The organism is Tsukamurella serpentis (assembly GCF_054780975.1).
On record NZ_BAAGVH010000004.1, the window covers coordinates 177,541 to 201,309 of the forward strand.

The following is a 23,769-nucleotide window of genomic DNA, read 5'->3' on the forward strand; positions in this document are numbered from 1 at the left end:
GACGGTTCCTTTCAGGCCCAGCCCAGTTCGTGGAGTTTGTGATCGTCGATGCCGAAGTGGTGGCCGATCTCGTGCAGTACCGTCACCCGGATCTCCCGGCGCAACTGCTCCTCGGTCTCGCACACGTCCATCAGCGCCTCACGGTAGATGGTGATGGTGTCCGGCAGGGTGCCCACGTAGTTCCAGTCCCGCTCGGTCAGCGAGATGCCCTCGTACAGGCCGAGCAGCGTCGGCTCGTCCTCGTTGCGGTCGCGCACCAGCACCACCACGTTGTCCATCGCCCGCGCCAACTCGGGCGGGACGTCGTCGAGGGCGTCGGAGACCCACTCGGAGAAGGCGCGGCGCGAGACGTGCACCGGCTACCTCGGACCCGACGGCGGCGCCGCGCCCGGGAAGGTGGGCATCACCGGCTTCTTCCCGTCGATCAGCAGATCCGGCGATCTCGCCGAACCCGTCACCGGGGTGTACGTGCGACCGTCCTTCGACGAGGCCACGAAGCAGATCGCCGACCGCGAGCCCGCGGTCCACGAGGGCTGCGCGAGCGTGTTCCACTGCAACTGCAGACCGGATTTCCGCAACCCGTCCTGCGCGCCGAACCAGGCCGTGGTCCGCGACGGACAGATCCGTTGCAGGTACTCCTCCTGTTGCTGCTGGGTGGGCCAGGAGGCTTCCGGGAAGGGCTGGCGCATGTCGATCACCGCCGTCACCTCGAAGGCGTGCGGCACGCTGCATTCGACCGGCCCGGTGGCCTGACCGCGGTCGCCGAGGCCGATGCAGGTGCCCGGCGGCCAGGACACCGACTGGTCCTGGTTCGCCGCCTTGCCGACGGTGTCGAGCGCGGTACCGCCACCGTCGACCACTTGGATGCCGCAGCGCATGGTCCGGTCACCCGATTCCCAGGCCTTCTGGCCGGCGGTCAGCAGACCCATCTGGAAGCGGCCCTTCGGGTCGAGCCGCTTCTCCAGGTACTTGTCGACCACCGGAGGGCACAGTTGGTCGCGCTGCGCGGCGAGTGCGGTCTCGGTGGGATACCCGGCCTCGGCCGGGAGGTTGCGCGCAGGAGCGCCGGCGACCTCGAACTTGTGCGGCTGCGCGCAGTCGACCGGGGTCATCGTCGTGGGATCCTTGTCCCAGTTCAGACAGGTGCCGGCAGAGGTGCGCGCGAGCGTGCTCCCGGCCGAGGCCAGGCGCGGTGCCTTCTCCTCGTTCTTCGGCTCGAAGGCGCCGGTCGCGAACAGGGCGGCGCCGATCGCGACCGCACCGACGATCACAGCGGCGAGTACCGCGCGCACCGCCCACGCCGCGGCACCGCGGCGCGGTGCGGGCTCGGCCGGTTCGTCGGCGGGGTCGAAACGGGTGGCCTGGGTGTCATCTTCCTCGGACATCACCGTCCATCATGCCTGCCCGGCGGCGGACCGCGGTTTGGGATGGGCGAGCAGTGCCGAATAGGCTGGTCGCGTGATCGACGTCAAGCTGCTTCGCGAGAACCCTGACCGTGTGCGCGCCTCGCAGCGCGCCCGTGGAGAGGACCCGGCGCTGGTCGACGCGCTGCTGTCCGCGGACGCGGATCGTCGTGCCGCGGTCCTGGCCGCCGACACCCTGCGGGCCGAGCACAAGGCATCGTCGAAACTGATCGGCAAGGCCTCCCCCGAGGAGCGCCCCGCGCTGGTCGCCGCCGCCGGTGAACTGGCCGGACGGGTCAAGGAGGCCGAGGCGGCGCAGACCCGTGCCGACGAGGTCTTCGACGAGGTGGCCCGGAAGATCGGCAACGTCATCATCGACGGTGTCCCGCCCGGCGGCGAGGACGACTTCGTGGTGCTCGAGCACGTCGGCGAGATCCCGGAGATCGACGATCCCAAGGACCACCTGGAACTGGCCGAGGGGCTGGGACTGCTGGACATGGAGCGCGGCGCGAAGGTCTCCGGCTCGCGGTTCTACTTCATGACCGGGTACGGCGCGTTGTTCCAGATGGCGCTGCTGCAGCTGGCCGTGCAGAAGGCCGTGGCGAACGGGTTCACGCTGATGGTGCCGCCGGTGCTGGTCAAGCCCGAGGTGATGGCCGGAACCGGCTTCCTGGGTGCGCACGCGGACGAGATCTACCGGCTCGAAGCCGACGACCTGTACCTGGTGGGCACTTCCGAGGTGCCGCTGGCCGGGTACCACATGGACGAGATCGTGGACCTCTCGGACGGCCCGCTGCGCTACGCCGCGCAGTCCAGCTGTTTCCGGCGCGAGGCCGGCTCGTACGGCAAGGACACCCGCGGCATCATCCGGGTGCACCAGTTCGACAAGATCGAGATGTTCGTCTACTGCAAGCCCGAGGACGCCGAGACCGAGCATCAGCGGCTGCTGAACTGGGAGAAGGAGATGCTGGCCGCGGTCGAGGTGCCCTACCGGGTGATCGACGTGGCGGCGGGCGACCTCGGCTCGTCGGCCGCGCGAAAGTTCGACAGTGAGGCCTGGGTGCCCTCGCAGGGCCGCTACCGCGAGCTCACCTCGACCTCCAACTGCACCACCTTCCAGGCGCGCCGGCTGGGAATCCGCTACCGCGACGAGGACGGCCGCCCGCAGATCGCCGCCACCCTCAACGGCACCCTGGCGACCACTCGCTGGCTGGTCGCGATCTGGGAGAACCACCAGCAGCCCGACGGCTCGATCCGGGTGCCCGCGGCGCTGCAGCCGTTCATCGGGACCGACGTTCTTCGTCCGTGAAAACCACGGATTTCTGGCCTATGAAGCCGAATCCGGCTTCATAGGCCAGAAATCTGCACGTTTCGCAGACTAGAGCTCGATCGCCTCGGCCAGCTTGGTCAGCCGGAACCGCGCCATCGCCAGATTCGCGCGCGAGCGGTCGAGCACCAGGTACAGGAACAGGTCGTCGGTGCCCTGCCGGATCGGCCGTACGATCTGGTACTGAGTGCCCAGCGTGATCAGGATGTCCTCGATGTGATCGTCCAGATCCAGGTCGCCGAGGGTACGTCCCATGGCCTGGACCAGCGCGGAGTTGCCCGCGGCGGCCACTTCGAGGTTGAAGCCGGCCGGATCTCCCGCGGTCGCCAGTGCCATGCCGCTGCCGGAGTCGACCAGTGCCACCCCCAATGCGCCGTCGATGTTCATCGCTTCGCTCAGGGACTCGTTGAAGTCGGCCATACCGGGCTCCTCGGGTAGATGCGGAGTGTGAAGGAGGGACTCGTCGACGTAACTCTCGTCGATCGTGGTGTAGGGGAACGGGTCGATCGCCAGCGGCTCGGGCAGCGAATGGGTCACCTCGACCACGTCCACCACCTCGACGTCGATGTAGGACTCGTCGGGTTCGTCCAGCGTGGGCGCCTGTGGGTCGCCGGTGCCGGCCTCGCGGCGCTCGAACTTCGGCGGCTCGAACGTGGGCGGCTCGAAGGTCGGCTCGAACTTCGGCGGGGCGAACGGATCGGAGTCCTCGAAAGTCGACGGTCCGGTCGTCGCGCTGTACCCGTAGCCGCCGGTGACCCCGACCGGATCGGAGGCGAAGGTGTCCGGTTCCGGCGCGATCCCGTTGAAGGTCTCCGAGGTGAGCGGGTCGGTCAGCGGGTCGGGCTTGCCGCGGGCGGCCTTGGCGGCCACCTGTTCCTCGGGTGGCGGGATCCGGCGCGGGGGAGTGGGCCCCTGACTCGGCCGGGCCTGGCCCGGCGCCTGCGGGCCGGGCTGGTCCTGCGGGCCCGGCCGGCTCTGCTGTCCCTGCTGCTGGACAGGTTGCGCCGGCTGGTTCTGCTGGCCGGGCTGCGCCGGACGAGGCCCCATACCGGTCTCGTGCACCCCGTAGTAGTCCTCGACCCGCTGCCGGTTGCTGGGCGGGCGAGTGGGCCGGTTCACGTCAGCCGCCGGGCACGGAGCTCATGCCCGCTCGAGGTCAAACACCGCCCCGACTCGAGGTCCCACTGCCAGCCGTGCAGGTTGCAGGTGAGCTTCTCGCCCTCGACCACACCGAACTTCGACAGATCCGCCTTCAGGTGCGGGCAGCGCCGCTGCACCTCCCAGCCGTCCAGGTCGATCGACGCGGAGTCGTCGTGCGCCTCGGAGAACCAGCCGTCGGCGTAGGCGATCCGCTCATCGGTCAAACACTTGAAGAAGGTGTAGAGGAATTCGTTGTAGCCGCCGATCCGCCAGGTGGTGAACCGGGTGGACAGGAAGATCGTGTTCACCCAGTCCGGCTCGTCGTCGCGCAGCACCGTGCGGACCAGCTCGGCGGCGATCCGGAAGCCGTAGCGGTACTTGCCCTCACCGTCGAGCGGCGGCCGCACGATCCGGTTCGGGAAGTCCAGGACCACCGTCTCGACGGTGCCGTCCGCGGCCAGCATCTCCAGCCCCACCGGGTAGCCGATACCGTCGCTGATCAGCGCCGACGCCTGCATGATCGGCTCGAACTTGGCCTTGAGTGCGGGCAGCAGCGGCACCCCGTCGTCCTTGGCCCAGGAGGCCTTCTCCGCCGCCAGCACGCCGGCCTGGCGCTCGGCGAAGGCGTCGAGGTAGGCGGTCTTGTCGTCGAAGATCTTCGCGACCTCGGCGTCGGAGACCGGGTGGGTCACCGAGAGCTTCTCGGACCCGCGGAACTCCCCGACGGTGCCGGGGATCATCAGTATCCCGCCGTCGTTGCCGTTGCGGCGCATCTCCTCGAGGAAGGTGATCTGGTCCGGGAAGATGTTCGACGGGTCGCCGCCGATCGTCTCCCGGTCGACCCGGCCCTCGTCGTTGAGGAACCGCAACTCGGGATCGAGGAAGGCGGGCGGGCCGGCCGAGGGCACCACCCACGGCGCACCGACCTGGTCGACGTAGCTGCGGGCCCGGTCCATGCCGCGCTGGCGCTTCTGCTCGGCGAACCGGCGCTTACTGCCCTTGGGCATGTCGTAGACCATCGGGTACCAGATGGCGCCGGAGTACTGCAGCAGATGCACATCGACCCCGCCGAACTCGTCGAGCACGTCGAGGTCCACCGGTCGGGCGTCGTTCATGTTGAAGACCACGGTCTCGCCGTCCGAGACCACCAGGCCGGAGTCGCCGATCGGGCCGTCCGCGGGGGCGCGCAGCGCGATGATCATGACGTCCAGATCGCCCTTGGGGCCGGAGACGGTGTGCTTGACCGAGTCCTGGGTCTCGAAGAACTTGGTGAAACCCAGCGCTTCGAGCTCGCGCCGCAGATCCGGCACCGGGTAGTCCGGCAGCAGAACGGTGGCCTCCTTGTTGATGTTCTCGGCCAGGTTCTTCTCGTCGAAGTGATCGCGGTGCAGGTGGGAGACGTAGAGGTAGTCCACGTCGCCGAGCGCCTTCCAGTCCAGACCGGTGTTGTCCGGGAACGGGAACCACGAGCCGAAGTAGGCCGGATTGACCCACGGATCGCACAGGATGGTGCCTGCGGCGGTGGAGATGTGGAAACCCGCGTGCCCGACGCTGGTGACCTGCACGGTGGACCCTTTCGCCTACTGCTACTTACCCGCTACAGAGTAATAGCGGCGATCGTGTGCGGCTTCGGCGCCTTACCCGCCGCCCGCGGTTACCCTTACGGAGTGGAACCCGTCTACGGAACGATTCTCGAAGTAGCCCGCGGCATGTGGGCGCTTCAAGGCATCCGGTTCACCGAAGTGGACTTCCAGAAGTTCCCGCGTGCGGGCGGCGCGGTGGTGGCGATCAACCACACCGGGTATCTGGATTTCACCTTCGGCGGTAAACCCGCCTACAGCGCCGGCCGCCGGAAGATCCGGTACATGGCCAAGCAGGAGGTCTTCGACAACTCGAAGTCCGGGCCGATCATGCGCGCCCTGCACCACATCCCCGTCGACCGTGAGGCCGGTGCCGACGCCTACGCCGCCGCGGTGCGCGCGCTCAAGGCCGGGGAACTGGTGGGTGTGTACCCCGAGGCCACGCACAGTCGCAGCTTCGAGCTCAAGGGATTCAAGTCCGGAGCCGCCCGGATGGCGATCGAGGCCGGTGTGCCGATCGTTCCCGTGGTGGTCTGGGGCGCGCAGCAGCTGTGGACCAAGGGCCTGCCCAAGCAACTGGGCCGCAACAAGTTCCGGATCCTGGTGGGGGTGTGCGATCCGCTGGAGCCGGAGGGACCCGCGGATCAGCTCACCGCGCGCCTGAAGAGCGAGATGCAGGCCATGTTGCTGCAACTGCAGGACCTCTACGGGCCGCACCCGCAGGGCGAGCCTTGGGTGCCGCGCCGGCTCGGGGGCAGTGCGCCCACGCTGGAGGAGGCCGATGCGATGGACGCCGCCGATCTCGACGAGCGCCGCCGCCGCCGGGAGGATCGTCAGGGCGACGGTGCCTGATACCCCGACGCCCCCGGCCGGCCCGCGGGTACCGGAGCGCCACGAGCTCGGCGACGCTCCGATCCTGGTCGCCAGTGATGTCGATGGAACCCTGGTCGACGATTTCGAGCGGCTCACCCTGCGCACCCACGTGGCGGTGAACGCGGTGCTCGCCGCGGGCGGGCACTTCGTGCTGGCCACCGGGCGGCCGCCGCGCGCGGTGGACCCGATCGCCGCGCAGCTGGACTTCGCGCCGCTCGCGGTGTGCGCCAACGGTGCGGTGCTCTACGACACCGCGACCTCGCAGGTGGTGTCGGCGTCGCTGATGTCGCCGGAGCTGCTCGGGCGGGTGGCCGAACTGGTGTACCGGTACCTACCCGGTGCGGGATTCGCCGCCGAGCGGGTCGCCCACGGTGAGCACGACGCCGCCACGCCCCGGTTCGCGGCGTCCACCGGCTACCAGCACGCCTGGCTCGAACCGGACACCGAGACCGCCTCCGATGCCGAGGTGCTGGCCCATCCGGCGGTGAAGCTGCTGGTCCGCGAGCCGGGAATGACCTCGGACGAGATGCACGCCCGGGTCGCGCCGCACCTGCACGGCATCGCCGACGTCACCTACGCAACCAACAACGGGCTGATCGAGTTCCACGTGCCGGGGATCACCAAGGCCACCGGCATTCAGGCTGCGATCGACCACCTGGGCCTGTCCGGCGAGCTGCGCACCGCGGCGTTCGGCGATATGCCCAACGATTCGGAGATGCTGCGCTGGGCCAGCATGGGCGTCGCCATGGGGAACGCGCACCCGGTGGCCCGTGCCGCCGCGAACACGGTGACCGCCAGCAATCTCGACGACGGTGTGGCCCGGGTTCTCGAACACTGGTTCTGAGCGGCCCTTGCGCGGCAGGGGTGGGCACCGTCGGGCTCCGACGGTGCGGGCCGGAAGTGGCGTTTGTGACGAATGAGACTGAAGTTGCTTACGTGACGAGTGTTGCGAATGGTGTTAGTCTCGACCTGACGTTGAGCCTTATCGCGTGGGCTCACCTGTGTCGAGCTAAGGAGAAACCATGCCCGTGTGGATCGACGGCGGTCCCCGTCGCCGCCGCGTACGGCGTACCGTTGCCGTCGCGATGCTCCCGGCCCTGGCCGTCGGCGGCGTGACGGCGCTTCTCACCAGCACGAACATCGCCTCAGAGCTGCAACTCGTGGCCGCCAACGAGGTCACCTTCACCGGTCAGGGCAACGGCCACGGCCGGGGTCTGGGTCAGTGGGGCGCCTTCGGTTACGCCAAGTCCGGCTGGAAGGCCGAGCAGATCGTGGGCCACTACTACGGCGGCGCGAAGCTCTCCAAGGTCGACACCAACCTGCCGGTGCGGGTGCAGCTCACCACGCAGAAGTCGCTGAACGTCCTGGCTCCGGCCGGTGCGAAGATCGGCGATCAGCAGGTCGCCCCCGGTCAGGCGGTACGGATCGACGGCGGCAAGGCCGCGATCACGGCCGGCTGCGGTGGCCCCGAGGTCAAGACCGTTCCGGTGTCCGACGGCACCGTCAACCCGCTCAACGCGGCACCGAACCGCCCGACCGGTGAACTGCTGAAGTTCTGCGGCACCAACGCCGCCTACCGGGGCGCGGTCGCCACCAAGGACGGCAAGGTCTTCAACATCGCCAACATCGAGGACTACACCCGCGGTGTGGTCCCGGTGGAGAGCAATGTCGACTGGGCCGATCAGGGCGGCTACGAGGCGCTGCGCGCACAGGCGATCGCGGCCCGCTCCTATGCGCTGGCCGAATCGGTCAAGCGTGGCGACGTCTACAACGACACCCAGGACTCCCAGGTCTACGGTGGCGCCGGCAAGGAGGATCCGCGCACCGACAAGGCGGTCAGCAGCACCGCCGGCCTGGTGATGGCCAAGAACGGGTACACCGTTGCCACCGAGTTCTCCAGCTCCACCGGTGGGTGGACCGCCGGCGGCGACTTCCCCGCCGTCAAGGACGACGGTGACGTGGTCTCGCCGTACAAGAACTGGTCGCAGAAGGTCCCGGCGCGGGAGATCTCCAAGGAGTTCGGCGTCGGCGAGCTGAAGTCGGTGCGAGTGGTCAAGACGCAGTCCGCGCAGGCCAAGCGGGTGCAGTCGGTGGAGATCGTCGGCGCCGGCCGCACCGTCACCGTCTCCGGTGAGGACGTTCGCAAGAAACTGGGCCTGCGCTCGGACTGGTTCACCGTGGCCGGTCAGGCCCCGGCCTCCGGCGCGCCGGCCGCACCGTCGGCTCCCGGTGCGCCGGCCGCACCGTCGGCCCCCGGCGGGCCGGGAGCACCGAGTGACCCGGTGCCCGGGCGCGCGGTGGATCGGCAGATCGTGGCAGCGCCGGTGGACCCGTTCAACCCGGTGCCCACGGCTCCGAACGCCTCGCAGATCGCGCCGCAGGGCGCGAGCACCGCGACCGCCTCGCCCGGTGCGTCCGCAGCTCCGGCAGCTCCGGCAGCGCCGGCGGCACCCGCAGCTCCGGCAGCCGCGGCAGTCCCAGGCGCCCCCGCAGCTCCGGCGATCCCGACGGTGCCCGGCGCGGCCCCGGCCGCTCCGGCCGGATCGGCTCCCGGCGCGGCGGCACCGGCGGTGCCCGCTGCCCCCGGCGCCCCGGCGGCACCGACCGCTCCGGCGGCTCCGGCGATCCCCGGTATCCCCGCTCCACCGGCCGCGACCCCGGCTGCGCCGGGCGTCTCCGGTAAGGAAGCGGTGGAGGCCGCCTACGCCGCGGCCGGTGGCGAGGGCGGCACTCTGGGCCGGGCGGTGGCCAATCCGGTCACCTTCCCGGACGGCTCGATGTTCCAGTCGTACCAGAACGGGACCATCTACTTCTCCAAGGCCAGCGGCGCACAGGTGGTGCCCTCCGGCGTCGCCGCACCGGCCACCCTGCTCAACTGGGTCACCGCGTTCGCCGCGGGCGGGGCTCCGAGCCTGCCGGCGCTGCCGCTGCTGAACCTGATCCCCGGCTGGGGAGACCTGCTGGGGATCAACCCGAATCCGGGCGCGGCGCCGGCGGGCGTGCCCGCGGTGCCGGTCACCCCGGGCGCCGAGACTGCACCGGCAGCACCGGCAGCACCGCAGTCCGGCGCCCCGAGTGTCCCGGGTGCCCCGAGCGCCCCGAGCGCACCGGGGACGCCGTCCGCAGCCGGCGCCCCCTCGGCCGGCAGCGCCCCGTCGGCCGGCAGCGCACCGGCCGCACCGTCCGCGCCCGCGGCGGGTTCGACCCCGCTGCCGGTGCCGACGGTGCCCGGCGCTCCGGCTTGATCACACCCGGTGAGGCGGGTGGCGCCGCGCGGCGCCACCTGCCGGTACCCTGAACGTCCGTGGCGACCTCCTCTCCTCAGACCTATGACCTCATCGTGGTGGGCTCCGGATTCTTCGGCCTGACCATCGCCGAGCGCACCGCCGCCGAACTGGGCAAGCGGGTGCTCGTGATCGAGCGCAGGCCGCACCTGGGCGGCAACGCCTACTCCGAGGCCGAACCCGAGACCGGGATCGAGGTGCACAAGTACGGAGCGCACCTGTTCCACACCTCCAACCAGCGCGTCTGGGATTACGTGAACCGATTCACCGCGTTCACCGGCTACCAGCACCGGGTCTTCGCCATGCACGACGGCCAGGCCTACCAGTTCCCGCTCGGGCTGGGGCTGGTCAGCCAGTTCTTCGGCCGGTACTTCACCCCCGACGAGGCCCGTGCCCTGATCGCCGAGCAGGCCTCCGAGTTCGACTCCAAGCAGGCGCAGAACTTCGAGGAGAAGGCGATCAGCCTGGTCGGCCGCCCGCTCTACGAGGCGTTCATCAAGCACTACACCGCCAAGCAGTGGGAGACCGATCCCAAGAACCTGCCCGCCGGCAACATCACCCGCCTGCCGGTCCGCTACAACTTCGACAACCGCTACTTCAACGACACCTACGAGGGCCTGCCCGTCGACGGGTACACCGCGTGGCTGGAGAACATGGCGGCGTCCGATCTGATCGACGTGCAACTGGACACCGACTGGTTCGACGTGAGGGACGAACTGCGCGCCGCGTCCCCCGACGCGCCCGTGGTGTACACCGGTCCGCTGGACCGCTACTTCGACTACTCCGCGGGCCGCCTCGGCTGGCGCACCCTCGACTTCGAGACCGAGGTGCTGCCCACCGGCGACTTCCAGGGCACCCCGGTGATGAACTACAACGACGCGGACGTCCGCTACACCCGCATCCACGAGTTCCGCCACTTCCACCCCGAACGCGATTACCCCACCGACAAGACCGTGATCATGCGCGAGTTCGGCCGCTTCGCCAACGACGACGACGAGCCCTACTACCCGATCAACACCCCCGCCGACCGGGAGATGCTCGCCGCGTACCGCGACCTGGCCAAGACCGAGGCCGCTGAGGCCAAGGTCCTCTTCGGCGGGCGTCTGGGCACCTACCAGTACCTCGACATGCACATGGCGATCGCCAGCGCGCTGTCGATGTTCGACAACATCGTGGCGCCGCATCTGACAACCGGTGCCGCGCTCACCGAGGAGGCCTGAGTGACCACGGAAGCCGGCGCGAACCGCGCCCAGACCCTGCTCCAGCGCGTCATCCTGCCGCGGCCGGGTGAGCCGCTCGACGTCCGCTCGCTGTACCTCGAGGAGGCACAGACCAACTCGCGCCGCTCGCACGCTCCCACTCGCACCTCGCTCAACGTCGCCGGTGAGTCCGAGGTCAGCTTCGCGACCTACTTCAACGCCTTCCCGGCCTCGTACTGGCGCCGCTGGACCGTGCTCACCGAGGTGGTGCTGCGGATCGAGCTCAAGGGCACCGCCCGCGTCGACCTCTACCGCTCCAAGGTGGACGGTTCCCGCATCGCGCTCGGCGGGCGCCTGGTGGAGACCGACGCCACCGGCTACGGCATCGCCGAATTCGCCACCGACCTCGGACCGTTCGAGGACGGCGGCTGGATCTGGTTCGACGTGACCGCCGACGCCGACACCGAGATCATCTCGGCCGGCTGGTACGCCACGGTCGGCGAGGAGGGACTGCCGGACAAGCGGGTCACCGTCGGCATCCCCACCTTCAACCGCCCCGACGATGCCGTCGCCGCGGTCCGCGCACTCACCGGAGACCCCCTGGTCGACGAGGTGATCGACGCCGTCCTGATGCCCGATCAGGGAAACAAGCGGGTCGTCGACCACCCGGACTTCGAGGCCGCCATCGCGCCGCTGGGCGATCGCTACCACCGGTTCGAGCAGGGCAATCTCGGCGGGTCCGGCGGCTACGGCCGGATCATGTACGAGGCGCTGCGCCTGACCGACAGCCCGTACGTGCTGTACATGGACGACGACATCGCCATCGAGCCCGACTCGATCCTGCGCGCGCTGCAGTTCGCCCGGTTCGCCAAGAGCCCGATGCTGGTCGGCGGGCAGATGCTCAACCTGCAGGACCGCAGCCACCTGCACTGCATGGGCGAGGTCATCGACCGCAACTCCTTCATGTGGACCGCGGCGCCGAACGTCGAGTACGACCACGACTTCGCGGAGTACCCGCTCAGCGACCGGGACCACAGCAAGAACCTGCACCGCCGGATCGACGTCGACGGCAACGGCTGGTGGATGTGCCTGATCCCGCGCGTGGCGGCCGAGGAGATCGGCCTGCCGCTGCCCCTGTTCATCAAGTGGGACGACTGGGACTACGGCCTGCGCGCCGCCGAACACGGCTACCCCACTGCGACGGTGCCCGGTATCGCGATCTGGCACATGGCCTGGTCCGACAAGGACGACGCGATCGACTGGCAGGCCTACTTCCACCTGCGCAACCGGCTGGTGGTGGCCGCGCTGCACCACGAGGGCAGCACCCGCGGCATCATGACCAGCTCGATCAAGGCGCTGATGAAGCACCTGCTGTGCCTGGAGTACTCCACCGTCGCGATCCAGATCGAGGCGATGCGCGACTTCCTGCGCGGCCCGGAAGCGCTCTACGACCTGCTGCCGACGGCACTGCCCAAGGTCGCGCAGATGCGCAAGGAGTTCCCGGACGCCGTCGTCCTGCCCAGTGCGACCGAACTTCCGCGCACCACCGGGGCGGCCACCGCGTACGGGTCCAAGATCCCGCTCAACCCGCTCACCAAGGTCTCGACGCTGGCCAAGGCGGTGCGCAACAACCTGCGCCCGGCCGACCCGCGCAACCACGAGGTACCGCAGGCCAACTACCCGCCGCTGGAGGCCCGCTGGTTCAGCCTGGGCCGGGTGGACGGGGTCACCGTCACCACCGCCGACGGACGGGGCGTGGTCTACCGCCAGCGCGACCGGGACAAGATGTTCGCGCTGATGCGCGAGAGCCTGGCCGTGCACCGTGAGGTGGACCGCCGTTTCGAGGAGATGCGCCAGCGCTACCGTTCCGCGTACGCGGATCTGACCAGCCGTGAGGCCTGGTCGAAGATCTTCGAACCGGAAGCGGGCCCGAGCGAGGAGAGCAAGTGAGCCACGACAGTGTCCCGGAGCCGGCGCTCAGCCCGGAGGAGATGATCCTGGTGGGTGTGCAGGCCCAGCTCGCCGGGCGTCCCGGTGTGCTGCCCGCGGCGCGCGGCCTCAGTCACTTCGGTGAGCACTCCCTCGGCTGGATGGGGCTGGCCGCGCTGGGTGCGGTGCTGCATCCGTCCCGGCGGCGGCAGTACCTGACCGCCGGTGCCGGCGCCTTCGCCGCGCACGCCGCGTCCGTGGTGATCAAGCGGATCGTCCGGCGCAAGCGCCCCGACCACCCGTACATCAGCGTCGGGGTGAGCACTCCGAGCAAGCTCAGTTTCCCCTCCTCGCACGCCACCTCGTCGACCGCGGGTGCGATCCTGCTCGGCCGCGCGTCCGGCGTTCCGCACGGCGAACTGCTGGCCCCCGCGCTGGTGGTGCCGCCGATGGTCACCTCACGGATGGTGCTCGGCGTGCACTACCCGACGGATGTGGCCGCGGGGGCCGCGATCGGTGCGGCGAGCGCACTGGCCGCGATCGAGGGTGAGAGACTGTGGACGCGCCGCGCGGCGCGCAGCGTCGAGACGAAGAACGAGAAGGGGTCGGACCACTGATGAGCGAGGAGCCGATCGAGCACGGCGAGCCGAAAGCGCCGTCGAACCTCGCCACCGGACTGATCAAGGCCATCCGCCCCCGGCAGTGGGTCAAGAACGTCCTGGTGGTGGTGGCCCCGCTGGCGGCCGGCCGCGAGCAGCTCGAACACGTCGAGTTCGCCGGGGTCGGTATCGCGTTCATCGCCTTCTGCCTGGCCGCGTCGTCGATCTACCTGATCAACGACGCCCTGGACGTCGAGGCCGACCGCGCGCATCCCACCAAACGGTTCCGCCCGATCGCCGCCGGTGTGGTCCCGGTGAACCTCGCCTACGTGCTCTCGGTGATCTTCGGCGCCGGTGCGATCGCCGTGTCCCTGCTGGCGAACTGGCAGCTCGCGGTGGTGATCGCGGTGTACATCGTGATCCAGCTGGGCTACTGCTTCGGCCTCAAGCACCAGGCCGTGATCGACATCTGCATCGTCAGTTCCGGCTTCCTGCTGCGCGCGGTCGCCGGTGGCATGGCCGCCGAACTGCCCAAGGGCCTGTCCCAGTGGTTCCTGCTGGTGATGGCATTCGGTTCGCTGTTCATGGCCGCCGGTAAGCGCTACGCCGAGCTGCAGCTCGCGGAGCGGACCGGCGCGAAGATCCGCAAGTCGCTGGAGTACTACACCACCACCTACCTGCGCTTCGTGTGGACGCTCGCGGCGACCTCGGTGGTGCTCTGCTACGGACTGTGGGCCTTCGACAAGACCGCGCACCCGAACAACATCTGGTATTCGCTGTCGATGGTGCCGTTCACCGTCGCCATCCTGCGCTACGCCGTCGACGTCGACGGTGGCGAGGCGGGGGAACCCGAGGAGATCGCCCTGGGTGACCGCGTGCTTCAGGTTCTCGCGATCGCGTGGATTGGAACAGTCGTTGCCGCGGTCTACTTCGCCTGAAACAACCACCCCGGTATCGCCGGGGAGCAGCACCGGCGGGTCCGGCCTGCCCCGGGTGACCCTGTGGCTGGGCATGGCCGTGACCGCGGCCCTGTTCGCCTACGGAGCCTGGCAGCGTCGCTGGATCGCCGACGACGGGCTGATCGTGCTGCGCACGGTCCGGAACCTGCTCGCGGGCAACGGACCGGTCTTCAACATCGGGGAGCGGGTGGAGGTGAACACCTCCGCCGCGTGGACCTACCTGATCTGGTTCTTCTCCTGGATCAGCGATGTGCAGACCGAGTACGTGGTGCTCACCGTCGCACTGGTGCTCTCGGTCGCGGCGCTACCGCTGGCCATGGCCGGAACCGCTCGGCTCTACCAGGGCGGACCGGGCTGGCGCCGGTTGCGCGGGTCGCGGCTGATGCTGCTGCCCGCCGGTGGCCTGGTGTACCTGGCGCTGCCGCCGGCCCGGGACTTCGCGACCTCCGGTCTGGAGGTGTCGCTGACCATCTTCTGGGTGGCGCTGCTGTGGTGGCTCGCGATCGCCTGGTCGCAGGCCGAGCGGGAACCGCTCGGCAGGGGCGAGACGATCCGCACCTGGGCGCTCACCGTGGCCACTGCCTTCGTCGCCGGACTGTCCTGGCTGGTGCGCCCGGAGATGGCTCTGGTCGGTGCGCTGGTGCTGCTGGTGATGTTCGTGGCCCCGATCGGGCTGTTTCGGCGGCTCGCCGTGGTGCTCGCGGCCGGCCTGCTGCCGGTGGGTTACCAGATCTTCCGGATGGGCTACTACGGCCTGCCGGTGCCCAACACCGCGGTCGCCAAGGACGCCAGCGGTTCGAAGTGGGATCAGGGCCTGACCTATCTGATGAACCTGGTCGAGCCCTATTCGCTGTGGCTGCCGGTGCTGGCGCTGCTGATCGTCGCCCCACTGATCGTGCTGCCCACGCTCGGTGCCCGCGCCCCGCTGACCGGACGCTTCCGGTTGCCCCGCGGCGGTGCCCGCGGCCTGCGGGATCAGCTGCAGCGTCCGGCGGTGATCGTGACCGTGATGTTCCTCGGCGGAGTCGCCGAGGCCGTGTACTGGGTGCGCCAGGGCGGCGATTTCATGTCCGGCCGGGTGCTGCTCGCGCCGCTGTTCCTGCTGCTGCTCCCGGTGATGGTGATCCCGCTGCGGCTTCCGTCGCGGCGCCCCGAGGATTCGACGGTGCGCGGCCTGGCCCGGCTCGCCGGCGGGACCGCGGGCGCGGTGATCGCCGCGGTGCTGTGGGTGCTGGTGATCGGCTGGGCGCTGCACGCCTCCACCTTCCGCGGCCAGCCCGACGGGACCGCGATCGGAAAGTCGGGCATCGTCGACGAGCGGGCGTTCTACTCGCTGCAGACCGGGCACGCGCATCCGCTGACCGCCGACGACTATCTGGACTATCCGCGTATGCAGGCGTTGCGTGACATCCTGCGCGCCACCCCGCGCGGCGGGGTGTACCTGCCCTCGTTCGACTACGACTGGTGGTTCATCGATCCGCTGCCGTACCCGTTGCCGGACGATGTCGAGCAGCGGCAGACGGTGTTCTTCACCAACCTGGGCATGACCGGGATGAACCTGCCGCTGGACGTGCGGGTGTGGGACCAGATCGGCCTGGCCTGGCCGATGGCCTCGCACACCAGCCGGCTGCAGGACGGCCGGATCGGGCACGACAAGGAGATGTTCCCGGACTGGGCGGTCGCGGAGGCGAAGGCGTACCCGAAGCGTCCGGCGCTGCCGCCGTTCATCGATCCGGACTGGGTGAACCAGTCCCGCGCGGCGCTGGCCTGCCCGCAGATCCAGCAGTTGCAGCAGTCGTACACTGCTCCGCTGACGCGGGAACTGTTCAAGCGGAACATCAAGCTCTCGCTGGCGAACATGGGCCTGCGGATCGACCGGGTGCCGGAGTACACGCTGCGCATGTGCCGTCTGGACGTGCCGCCGCCGCTCACCCCCGAGCAGAAGACGATGCCGGCGAACTGACCGTCCGTGTGGCTGCCGGACCGTGAATCACAGACGTGTAACACTGTTCCCATGTCATCGATGGGCCGCTTCGGAACACTGCTCGTCGCCACGGTACTGGCGGCCGGCGGCGCCGTGGCACCGTCGGCGCTGAACCCCGCCCCGGCGCACGCCGACCCGGCCGCCCAGAAGTCCCGGATCACCGGCGCGCAGTGGCAGGGCGACCACCGGGTGGACCTGTCGGTCTACTCGGCCGCGATGAACGACACCGTCAAGGTCCAGTTGCTGCTGGCCCGGGACTGGCACGTCGATCCGAAGGCCAGGTTCGCAACCCTGTACCTGCTCGACGGGATGCGTGCCCGCGACGATCAGAACGGCTGGCTGTTGGAGACCAACGCCGCCGACTTCTACCGTGACAAGAACGTCACCGTCGTGCTGCCGGTCGGCGGGCAGTCCAGCTGGTACACCGATTGGCGACGCCCGGACAACGGCCGGAACTACAAGTGGGAGAGCTTCCTGGCCAAGGAGCTCCCGCCGCTGCTGGCGCAGGGTTGGCGCGCCACCGACGCCCGTGCCGCCGCCGGTGTCTCGATGGGCGGCACCGCCGCGTTCACCCTCGCCGCCCGCAACAAGGGACTGTTCCGGTTCGCCGGCTCCTACTCCGGCATCCTGTCCACCAGCAGCGCGGGCACCCCCGAGTCGATCGGGATCGCGATGCGTGACGCCGGGAACTTCAACGCCGACGCCATGTACGGTCCGCCCACCGACCCGGCCTGGGCGCAGCACGATCCGCTCAAGCTGGCCGAGAAGCTGCGCGGCACCAGCCTCTACTTCAGTTCCGGTAACGGTTCCAGCGCCGCCGGCAAGCCCAACGACGTGCAGGCGATGGCGCTGGAGGTGCTCTCCCGCTCGTCGAACCAGGCCTTCGCGATCGAACTCAACCGGCTCGGAATCCCGGCGAACGCCGTGTACCGCCCCTCCGGCGATCACAGCTGGCCGTACTGGCAGTTCGAGAACGGCGAGGCCTGGCCGCAGGTGCAGGCGGCGCTCGGCGTCCCCGGTCCCAAGCCGTGCCAGAGCGGCGGCGCGATCGGTGCGCTCGCTCCGACGGTGCGCACCCTCGGCTCGTGCATCACCGGCGAGTACCCGGTGCCCGGCGGCCGGGCGCAGGACTTCCGCGGTGGCCAGGTCTACTGGTCCGCCGATACCGGCGCCCAGGTGGTCGCCGGTGCGATCGGCGGCGCCTACCTCGAAGCCGGCGGACCGGGCGGCGCACTCGGCCACCCCACCTCCGGGGAGCGGTCCCTGCCCGGCGACAAGGGGCGTTTCCAGCAGTTCCAGCGCGGCACCGTGTACTGGTCACCGCAGACCGGCGCACACGCGGCGGTCGGCGCGATCGGCGCCAAGTACGCGGCGCTCGGCTACGAGCGGTCCCCGCTCGGCCTGCCGGTCTCCGATGAGATCGCGGTCAAGGGCGGCGCCTTCCAGCGCTTCCAGGGCGGCCACCTCTACTGGACCCCGAAGACCCCGGCCACCCTGGTGAGCAACGGTCCGATCGCCGCGGAGTGGGCCAAGCAGGGCTACGAGGGCGGACGTCTGGGCTTCCCCGTCGCCGACCCGGCACCCATCCCCGGCGGATTCGAGCAGCGGTTCGAGCGGGGAGCGATCACCCTGGTCAACGGAGTGACGGCGGTCCGCTGAGGCCGGTGCGAACGTGGCGCCGCGCACAGCCGGTAGCCTGGCAGCGTCGTCATGCGCGTACTTCAAGGAGATGGATATGGCTGGACTTCGTGGGGCATTCTCGGCAGCTGTGATCACGGGCGGGGTGCTGCTCGGAGCGGTGGCCTGCGGCGGTAGTTCGACGGTGACCGCCCCCACCACTCCGGTCGGCGGCGGCTCCGACAGCGGCGCCGCCAGCAGCGGCCCCACCTCGCTGCCCGCGACCGCTCCCGGCTCCTCGGCCACCGCACCGTCGGGCTACCCCGGCAGCAGCGCCGTCACCGCTCCCGGCAAGACCGGCAAGGACCAGGACTTCATCGGCAAGGTCCGTGGCCTGGGTATCAAGGCGCCCGACGACGTGCTGATCAACGCCGCGCAGTTCGCCTGCGAGTACGACAAGTCCGGCCGCGACGCCAAGAACCTCGAACCCTTCGTGGTGGGCATCCTCGGCCCGTACGACGGCGACAACGCCAAGGGCAATGCCGGCAAGTTCATCGCCGAGGCGCGGTCCTCGTACTGCAAGGCGTAATCGATGACGCAGCAACAGCCCGGAGCGCCGCGGCGCCGGTTCTCACCGCTGATGATCGTGGTCGGCGTGATCGTGGTGATCGCGCTGGTGCTGCTGGCCATCCTGGTGGGCACCTGGCTGCGCCCCGGGCCGTCGCTGCCGCCGGCCGCCACGGACAGCTCCGCGCCGAGCACCTCGCGTGTGGTGGACCGGCCCTCCTCGCAGCCGGCCGACTGCCCGGACGTGCAGGTGATCTCGGTGCCGGGCACCCTGGAATCGTCCTCCAAGGACGATCCGTACCGGCCCACGGCGAACCCGGCGTCGCTCATGCTCAAGATCACCGGTCCGCTGCAGCAGGCCGTCGGGAAGGCCCGCGCCGACATCTGGACCACCCCGTACGTGGCGCAACTGTCGAACCCCGTCGCCATTCCGCCGGACGGGCAGGCCTCCTACGAGAACTCGCGCACCGAGGGGTACGACAGGTCGATCGCGCAGATCAAGAAGGTCTACGCCAGGTGCAAGCTGACCGGCTTCGTGCTGATGGGCTTCTCCCAGGGAGCGGTGATCGCGGGCGACATCGCCGGCGAGATCGGGGCCGGTAAGGGAGTGATCCCGGCGGAGAACGTGCTGGGTGTGGGCCTGATCTCGGACCCGCGTCGCGAGCCGGGCGACGCCCGGACCGTGGGGCCGAACCCGCCCGGAGTGGGCGTCGAGGTCGCGTACGGCGGGTTCAGCTTCGGCAGCCTGGCGCTGCGCGGTAAGCGTGAGGGCGGGTTCGGCGCGGTCAAGGACCGCACCGTCTCCCTGTGCGGGACGAAGGATCCGATCTGCAACCAGCCCAAGGACATCTTCCAGGCCGGACAGGTGGCCACCACCCTGCCCGAGCTGCAGAAGGTGCTCACCGGGAACTCGCACGCGCTGTACGCGACCACCGCGGACTGGTCGGCCGATGGTCGTACCGCGGTGCAGTGGATGCAGGGCTGGGCGCGGGGTGTGACCGACAGGGCGCCTAAGCCTCCGCACAGCTAGTGCTGGTATCCACATAGGAATGGCGGGAACGAAGAGAAGTCGCGCGCTGGGCCTGTTCGGCATCGCGGTCGCGGTCGCGGCACTGATCGCGATCGTGGTGGTGGTCATGCTCATCATCTCGACCCTCCGCAAGCCGGAGGTCACTCCACCGGGGCCGCCCACCGGCACCCAGGCGGCGGACTGTCCCGATGTCGAGGTGCTGTCCTTCCCCGGCACCTGGGAATCCTCGGCCGCCGACGATCCGATGCGGCCGACCGCGAACCCGCGATCGCTGATGCTCTCGGTGAGCAATCCGCTGCAGAAGCGGTACCCGCGGACCCGCGCCGAGGTGTGGACCCTGAACTACACCGCGCAGTTCCACAACCCGATCGCGGTCCCGCCGGACGGACAGATGACCTACCAGGCGTCCCGGCAGCAGGGGACCGACCGGGCGGTGGCGCAGATCACCAAGGTCTCGCAGCGCTGCCCGCGCACCGCGTTCGTCTTCGTCGGATTCTCCCAGGGTGCGACGATCGCCGGCAACATCGCCGCCTCGATCGGCGCCGGCCGGGGTCCGATCGCCGCGGAGCGGCTGCTCGGGGTCGGTCTGATCTCGGACAGCCGGCGGGTACAGGGCGAGGGTCGCGCGATCGGCCCCGACCCCGCTGGTGAGGGTGTCGAGGTGACCTTCTCGGGGTTCAGCTTCTCGGGGGTCGATCTGCAGGGTAAGCGCGATGGTGGTTTCGGCTCGGTGAACGACCGCGTGGTCACCATCTGCGGCTCGAACGATCCGATCTGCAACCAGCCCCGCGGCGGACTGCTCGGCCTGGCCACCGGCCTGCCGCAGGTGGTCTCCACGATCACCCAGAACTCGCACGCCGCGTACGGCACCACTGCGAACTGGTCCCTGGACGGCAAGACCGCCCCGCAGTGGCTCACCGGCTGGGCCGTCGGGGTGATCGACAAGGCCCCCAAGACCAAGTGATCGTGTGCTGTCGACCCCCGCTGAGGGGGGTCGACAGCACACGATTCCGCGCTCTCGGGAGAGCATCGCGAAGCAGGGACGGCTGTCCCGGGTGGTGGGAGGTCAGCGGGCGCCGGATCCGCAGCGTGACCGAGGCACGGCTGGGCAGCGGTTAGGCTGTGCGCAACGTCCACCACCGCACCACGCCCGACCAGGAGTACCCACACGTGACCACTGAGCCCCGCAAGTTCCGATTCGCCGCGGGCGGTGCCGGCAACGCCGACGAGGGCGGTGCGCGCAAGTTCGTGAAGCTGGCGCAGGAGGCCGAGGAACTGGGCTTCGACACCTTCGCGATCCCGGACCGGCTCGATGCGCAGGTCGGCCCGCTGGCCGCGCTGGGTGCGCTCGCGGTCACCACCGACAAGATCCGGCTGGCCACCTCCATGCTGGCGATGCCCTTCCGGCACCCGGCGATCCTGGCCAAGGAGCTCACCACCATCGACGTGCTCTCGAAGGGCCGTCTGGAGATCGGTCTGGGGCTGGGCGCGTTCAAGGACGACTTCGACCAGGCCGGCATCGAGTTCGAATCGCCCGCCCGGCGTATCCGGCGCCTCGACGAGGGCCTGACGGTGCTCGACGCGCTGCTGCGCGGCCAGGAGGCCGAGTTCGAGGGTGAGGTCTTCAAGGTCAGCGAGCTCAAGGGCTATCCGCGTCCGCGTCAGGGGCCGCGCCCGCCGATCGCGATCGGCGCCGGTGGCCCGCGGATGCTGCAGCTGGCGGCACGCCGCGCCGACGTCGTGTCGATCAACCCGACGAGCAATCCCGAGGGCAAGCTCAAGATGTCGACGATGTCGATGGATGCGGTGAAGAAGAAGGTCGAGATCGTCAAGGCCGCCGCGGGCGATCGGTTCGCCGATATCGAGCTGTCCTGGTCCATCGCGACCATCGTGGTCACCGATGACCGTGAGCAGGTGGCGGAGTTCGCGCTCAAGGCGATCGAGCGGGGACTGTCCGCGAACATCGAGGTCGACAAGGAGGTCACCATCGAGGATGTGCTCGGCTCGCCCTATCTGGCGATCGGCACCTTCGACGAGATCGCCGACCAGGTGCGGGCCACCCGCGCCGCCACCGGAATGTCGTACGTCGGCGTGGTGCCGACTCAGATGGAGGCCTTCGCCCCCGTTCTGGAACAGCTCAAGGGCGAGTGACCGACGGTTTTCGCCCTGCCCGTCGGCGCGCGGTACGATAGTCGGGTTTGCGGATTTTCCCGGCGTGTTGCTGCTTCAAACAGGTGAAACACGTTACGGAGATCAAGCACTATGAGGTGGCGCACAGGCCCGCAACGGGGCGTGGCCGTCACGCGATGAACCACTGAATGATCGGTGCCGCCCGGGCGCCGGTCGCGAGGAGCGATGCATGAACAACGAGTTTGACCAGTTTCTGGATGAGGACGGCAACATCTTCTTCCGGCCCGGAACGACCCTGGTCGAAATCGTGGAGCGCAATGCCCGTGAGCGCGCCGACACTCTCGCCTACCGCTTCATCGATTACAGCCGGGAGCGCGACGGCGTCGTGCACGAGCTGACCTGGTCGCAGTTCGGCGCTCGGCTGCGCGCCATCGGCGCCCGCCTGCAGCACATCACCAAGCGTGAGGACCGGGTCGCGATCCTCGCCCCGCAGGGCCTGGACTACGTGACGGCCTTCTTCGGCGCCCTGTACGCGGGCAACATCGCCGTCCCGCTGTTCAGCCCGGACGAGCCGGGCCACACCGATCGCCTGCGCATCGTCCTCGACGACTGCAAGCCGACGGCGATCCTCACCAGCTCGGGCTCCGCCGAGGCCTGCCGCAACTTCTTCCGGCATCTGCCGGCCAAGGAGCGTCCGCGGATCATCGCCGTCGACGCCATCCCGGACTCGGTCGGCTCGACCCTCAAGCCCTTCCCGATCTACCGTGACACCATCGCGTACCTGCAGTACACCTCCGGCTCCACCCGGAACCCGGCGGGCGTGCAGATCACCTACGAGGCGGTCGGCACGAACGTGATCCAGATGATCCACGCGCTCGACCTCAACGAGAACTCCCGGGGTGTCACCTGGCTGCCGATGTTCCACGACATGGGCCTGCTCACGGTGATCCTCCCCGCGCTCGGCGGCAAGTTCATCACCATCATGAGCCCGTCGGCGTTCGTGCGCCGGCCGGGCCGCTGGATCAACGAGCTCGCGGCCATGGAGGACGGCGCCGAGACCTTCGCCGCGGCCCCGAACTTCGCCTACGAGCACGCCGCAGCCCGTGGCCTGCCCAAGGACGGCCAGAGCCTGGACCTGTCCAATGTCAAGGGCCTGATCAACGGCTCCGAGCCGGTCACCGTCTCGTCGATGCAGAAGTTCAACGAGGCCTTCGCCCCGTACGGCCTCTCGCCGAAGGCGATCAAGCCCTGCTTCGGTATGGCCGAGGCCACCCTGTTCGTCAGCTCGACGCCGGTCGAGAACGAGGCACGCGTGGTCTACGTCGATCGTGACCAGCTGGCCGCCGGCACGTTCGTGGTCTCCACCGAGGGCGCTGAGGGCGCGGTCCCGCAGGTCTCCTGCGGCAACGTCGCGCTGAGCCAGTGGGCCTGCATCGTCGACCCGCAGACCGGTAAAGAGGTGCCCGACGATTCGGTCGGTGAGATCTGGCTGCACGGCCAGAACATCGGCTCGGGCTACTGGCTGCGCGACGAGGAGTCCCGCGAGACCTTCCAGAACTACCTGAGCCCGCTGCCGCTCGGCAGCCACAGCGAGGGCGTGAAGAACCTGGACAAGGCCAAGTGGATGCGCACCGGCGACTTCGGTGTCTACCACGACGGCGAGCTGTACATCACCGGCCGGGTCAAGGACCTGGTCATCGTGGACGGCCGCAACCACTACCCGCAGGACATCGAGTTCACCGCGCAGGAATCCAACAAGTACGTCCGTACCGGGTACGTCGCGGCCTTCTCGGTGCCCGCGAACGAGCTCCCGCAGGCCGTGTTCGACGGTGGCCACTCGGGCCTGAACTTCGATCCGAACGACCAGTCCGAGCAGCTGGTGATCGTCGCCGAGCTCGCCGCCGGTGGCGCCAAGCAGGACCAGCAGGCGATCGCCGACGACCTCCGCTCGGCGGTGGGAGCCGCGCACGGTGTGCTGGCCCGTGACATCCTGCTGGTGCCCGGCGGCTCGCTGCCCCGCACCAGCTCGGGCAAGATCGCCCGGCGCGCCGGCCGCGCCGCCTACATCGACGGCACGTTGCGGGGCGGGTACACCCAGACCGCGTTCCCCGACGCCGAGGCGAACAACGTCCAGTAGCGCCCGGCGGG

General features: G+C 69.5%; 19 protein-coding genes. 15 read left to right on the forward strand and 4 right to left on the reverse strand.

Translation table 11 applies throughout. From position 1 onward, the window contains the following. Nucleotides 1-11 precede the first annotated feature (11 nt). Both ACYVHG_RS12675 and ACYVHG_RS12680 read right to left on the reverse strand, forming a co-directional pair. A complete protein-coding gene (locus ACYVHG_RS12675; protein ID WP_461167816.1) occupies nucleotides 12-356 on the reverse strand; it encodes a metallopeptidase family protein in 345 nt (114 codons plus the stop codon). Nucleotides 357-359: 3 nt separating this feature from the next. Next, on the reverse strand, nucleotides 360-1,385 hold the full coding sequence (locus ACYVHG_RS12680; RefSeq protein ID WP_461167817.1) for a septum formation family protein: 1,026 nt from the start codon (nucleotides 1,383-1,385) through the stop codon (nucleotides 360-362). Nucleotides 1,386-1,458: 73 nt separating this feature from the next. Here ACYVHG_RS12680 and serS point away from each other — a divergent pair, with 73 nt between their 5' ends. Further along, on the forward strand, nucleotides 1,459-2,712 hold the full coding sequence (serS, locus tag ACYVHG_RS12685; RefSeq protein ID WP_461167818.1) for a serine--tRNA ligase: 1,254 nt from the start codon (nucleotides 1,459-1,461) through the stop codon (nucleotides 2,710-2,712). Nucleotides 2,713-2,781: 69 nt separating this feature from the next. On the opposite strand, the gene ACYVHG_RS12690 is transcribed toward serS, so the two are convergent. Beyond that, entirely contained in the window at nucleotides 2,782-3,849 is a 1,068-nt protein-coding gene (locus tag ACYVHG_RS12690; protein ID WP_461167819.1) for a roadblock/LC7 domain-containing protein, read from the reverse strand. After that, entirely contained in the window at nucleotides 3,846-5,435 is a 1,590-nt protein-coding gene (locus ACYVHG_RS12695; protein ID WP_461167820.1) for a Rieske 2Fe-2S domain-containing protein, read from the reverse strand. The genes ACYVHG_RS12690 and ACYVHG_RS12695 overlap by 4 nt, the downstream gene beginning before the upstream one ends. 102 nt (nucleotides 5,436-5,537) lie before the next feature. Here ACYVHG_RS12695 and ACYVHG_RS12700 point away from each other — a divergent pair, with 102 nt between their 5' ends. The 14 genes from ACYVHG_RS12700 (at nucleotide 5,538) to fadD32 (ending at nucleotide 23,758) form a co-directional block, all read left to right on the forward strand. Further along, nucleotides 5,538-6,302 carry a lysophospholipid acyltransferase family protein gene (locus ACYVHG_RS12700; protein ID WP_461167821.1) on the forward strand — a complete coding sequence of 255 codons (765 nt, stop codon included), beginning with the start codon at nucleotides 5,538-5,540 and terminating at the stop codon, nucleotides 6,300-6,302. Next, a complete protein-coding gene (locus ACYVHG_RS12705; protein ID WP_461167822.1) occupies nucleotides 6,295-7,167 on the forward strand; it encodes an HAD family hydrolase in 873 nt (290 codons plus the stop codon). Before ACYVHG_RS12700 ends, ACYVHG_RS12705 begins: the two co-directional genes overlap by 8 nt. A gap of 178 nt (nucleotides 7,168-7,345) precedes the next feature. Beyond that, a complete protein-coding gene (locus ACYVHG_RS12710; RefSeq protein WP_461167823.1) occupies nucleotides 7,346-9,568 on the forward strand; it encodes a SpoIID/LytB domain-containing protein in 2,223 nt (740 codons plus the stop codon). 59 nt (nucleotides 9,569-9,627) lie between these two features. After that, nucleotides 9,628-10,827, forward strand: coding sequence for a UDP-galactopyranose mutase (gene glf, locus ACYVHG_RS12715; protein WP_461167824.1), 1,200 nt, complete (start codon nucleotides 9,628-9,630; stop codon nucleotides 10,825-10,827). After that, nucleotides 10,828-12,756, forward strand: a complete 1,929-nt coding sequence (locus ACYVHG_RS12720) for a glycosyltransferase (RefSeq protein WP_461167825.1) — start codon at nucleotides 10,828-10,830, stop codon at nucleotides 12,754-12,756. It abuts the gene before it with no gap. A gap of 41 nt (nucleotides 12,757-12,797) precedes the next feature. Beyond that, nucleotides 12,798-13,352 (forward strand): phosphatase PAP2 family protein, encoded by a 555-nt coding sequence (locus tag ACYVHG_RS12725; RefSeq protein ID WP_461167901.1) that lies wholly within the window; start codon nucleotides 12,798-12,800, stop codon nucleotides 13,350-13,352. After that, nucleotides 13,352-14,272 carry a decaprenyl-phosphate phosphoribosyltransferase gene (locus ACYVHG_RS12730; protein WP_461167826.1) on the forward strand — a complete coding sequence of 307 codons (921 nt, stop codon included), beginning with the start codon at nucleotides 13,352-13,354 and terminating at the stop codon, nucleotides 14,270-14,272. The genes ACYVHG_RS12725 and ACYVHG_RS12730 overlap by 1 nt, the downstream gene beginning before the upstream one ends. Continuing rightward, complete coding sequence (gene zomB / locus ACYVHG_RS12735; protein WP_461167827.1) at nucleotides 14,250-16,256, forward strand: flagellar motor control protein ZomB; 2,007 nt, start codon at nucleotides 14,250-14,252, stop codon at nucleotides 16,254-16,256. Before ACYVHG_RS12730 ends, zomB begins: the two co-directional genes overlap by 23 nt. A gap of 51 nt (nucleotides 16,257-16,307) precedes the next feature. Next, entirely contained in the window at nucleotides 16,308-17,936 is a 1,629-nt protein-coding gene (locus ACYVHG_RS12740; protein ID WP_461167828.1) for an alpha/beta hydrolase-fold protein, read from the forward strand. 76 nt (nucleotides 17,937-18,012) lie between these two features. Next, nucleotides 18,013-18,483, forward strand: coding sequence for a DUF732 domain-containing protein (locus ACYVHG_RS12745; protein ID WP_461167829.1), 471 nt, complete (start codon nucleotides 18,013-18,015; stop codon nucleotides 18,481-18,483). A gap of 3 nt (nucleotides 18,484-18,486) precedes the next feature. Next, the gene (locus ACYVHG_RS12750) at nucleotides 18,487-19,491 is read left to right on the forward strand and encodes a cutinase family protein (protein ID WP_461167830.1); all 1,005 of its coding nucleotides are present in this window, start codon (nucleotides 18,487-18,489) and stop codon (nucleotides 19,489-19,491) included. Between the two features lie 19 nt (nucleotides 19,492-19,510). After that, entirely contained in the window at nucleotides 19,511-20,455 is a 945-nt protein-coding gene (locus tag ACYVHG_RS12755; protein ID WP_461167831.1) for a cutinase family protein, read from the forward strand. 206 nt (nucleotides 20,456-20,661) lie between these two features. Continuing rightward, nucleotides 20,662-21,642: a TIGR03621 family F420-dependent LLM class oxidoreductase gene (locus ACYVHG_RS12760; RefSeq protein WP_461167832.1), complete on the forward strand. Its 981-nt coding sequence runs from the start codon at nucleotides 20,662-20,664 to the stop codon at nucleotides 21,640-21,642. 208 nt (nucleotides 21,643-21,850) lie between these two features. After that, complete coding sequence (gene fadD32 / locus ACYVHG_RS12765; RefSeq protein WP_461167833.1) at nucleotides 21,851-23,758, forward strand: long-chain-fatty-acid--AMP ligase FadD32; 1,908 nt, start codon at nucleotides 21,851-21,853, stop codon at nucleotides 23,756-23,758. Nucleotides 23,759-23,769: the final 11 nt, after the last annotated feature.

Excerpts from the sequence above, each read along its gene's own strand:
- ACYVHG_RS12680 (WP_461167817.1), bottom strand. The coding sequence starts at position 1,385 with ATGTCCGAGGAAGATGACACCCAGGCCACCCGTTTCGACCCCGCCGAC.
- ACYVHG_RS12755 (WP_461167831.1), top strand. The coding sequence starts at position 19,511 with ATGGCGGGAACGAAGAGAAGTCGCGCGCTGGGCCTGTTCGGCATCGCG.
- ACYVHG_RS12750 (WP_461167830.1), top strand. The coding sequence starts at position 18,487 with ATGACGCAGCAACAGCCCGGAGCGCCGCGGCGCCGGTTCTCACCGCTG.
- ACYVHG_RS12725 (WP_461167901.1), top strand. The coding sequence starts at position 12,798 with ATGATCCTGGTGGGTGTGCAGGCCCAGCTCGCCGGGCGTCCCGGTGTG.
- fadD32 (WP_461167833.1), top strand. The coding sequence starts at position 21,851 with ATGAACAACGAGTTTGACCAGTTTCTGGATGAGGACGGCAACATCTTC.
- ACYVHG_RS12730 (WP_461167826.1), top strand. The coding sequence starts at position 13,352 with ATGAGCGAGGAGCCGATCGAGCACGGCGAGCCGAAAGCGCCGTCGAAC.
- ACYVHG_RS12745 (WP_461167829.1), top strand. The coding sequence starts at position 18,013 with ATGGCTGGACTTCGTGGGGCATTCTCGGCAGCTGTGATCACGGGCGGG.
- ACYVHG_RS12710 (WP_461167823.1), top strand. The coding sequence starts at position 7,346 with ATGCCCGTGTGGATCGACGGCGGTCCCCGTCGCCGCCGCGTACGGCGT.
- ACYVHG_RS12740 (WP_461167828.1), top strand. The coding sequence starts at position 16,308 with ATGTCATCGATGGGCCGCTTCGGAACACTGCTCGTCGCCACGGTACTG.